General features: G+C 55.9%; 2 protein-coding genes. Both read left to right on the forward strand.

What is annotated here, in order from left to right; all coding sequences use genetic code 11:
• The coding region (locus tag GIW04_RS31060; RefSeq protein WP_236479653.1) for a GNAT family N-acetyltransferase at positions 1 to 212 on the forward strand (212 nt) is incomplete at its 5' end.
• A gap of 330 nt (positions 213 to 542) precedes the next feature.
• Positions 543 to 817 (forward strand): hypothetical protein (locus GIW04_RS31065; RefSeq protein WP_236479654.1); only part of this gene is annotated, 275 nt, incomplete at its 3' end.

The raw sequence follows: 817 nt of genomic DNA on the forward strand, positions 1-817 counted from the left end.
TGGTCGACCCGTCCCATCAAGGCAAAGGCTATGCAAAAAAGCTGATGACGGCGTTCGTGCAACACATGAGGATAATGGGCAAGCAGACGATCCACCTGATGTGCAAGGAACAGCATGTGCCGCTGTACCGCCGCATGGGCTACACCTACGTACAACCTTCGCCGTCGGATCACGGCGGGATGGCGTGGCATGAAATGACAATGACTCTCTAAGAGCACACCGTCGCAAGCGCGATCATGTTTATGTTTCCAAGCGTGACGCCGCCAAAAGCTGCACCGCGAACAAATGCGTTGCAACAGGTAAAAAACCTGGATTTATCGGCACTTTCCGACGCCAGGCCGTAGCGCTGCAAACGCTCTGCGAGACTCTGCCTACAGCCAATCCCTCTCTCGGCACCCTCGACCCCGCAGCGATTTCATTCCGTTACATTCATTCCGAATGGGCCTCGTTGAGCATCCCCAAACCGCGCGCTAACCTGCGAAACACCCAGCCAGGGCCAGGTCCTGGCGGGTCAATTCATTCGCTACCAAAGAGGTGCAGCCATGACTTCAATCAAGAGTTCCGTCCCCTTCACACCGGCATACCCGCCCGTTGACAAAGGTCATATCGACAGTGGTCAAGCCAGGCATAACCCTCTGGATAAAACAGCCGGGGAAGACGCAGAAATAGCCAATGGCAAAGGCGGCTGGAAAAACGCCAGCAAAGACTATAGAAGCCACGCCAACCGCACTCGGTTGGAACACAACTTCCTGCCTTCGGACAAGAAGATCGTCGATGACACTCAGGCCAACGCCGCCATCCGGCACCCCAACACCGC

This window comes from Pseudomonas sp. PA-4-8C, from assembly GCF_021606625.1.
In the GTDB taxonomy this organism is placed as follows: Bacteria; Pseudomonadota; Gammaproteobacteria; order Pseudomonadales; family Pseudomonadaceae; genus Aquipseudomonas; species Aquipseudomonas lactis.